At 64.2% G+C, this 271-nt stretch carries 1 protein-coding gene; it reads left to right on the plus strand.

Features of this window, described 5'->3' with window-relative positions; genetic code table 11:
• On the plus strand, positions 1 to 271 hold a 271-nt coding region (locus tag ACZ3HG_RS23775), incomplete at both ends, for a thiolase family protein (RefSeq protein WP_465334844.1).

Consider the following 271-nt stretch of genomic DNA (forward strand, 5'->3'; position numbering starts at 1 on the left):
GTCGATGACCAACGCGCCCTATCTGCTGTTGAAGGCTCGCAGCGGCTATCGGATGGGCAACAGCGAAATTTTCGACCACATGTTCTACGACGGACTCAACAGTCCGTTCGACGGCAAGGCCATGGGCTGCTTCGCGGATGCGACCGCGCAGAAATACAACTTCACGCGGGCCGAGCAGGACGCCTTCGCGGCCGAGTCCGTCCGCCGCGCGATGCGCGCGCTCGGAGCCGGCGAGTTCGACCGCGAGGTGACTCCGGTCACGGTGAAGACC

The sequence above is a fragment of the Erwinia sp. PME.40.26/001 genome, assembly GCF_055556675.1.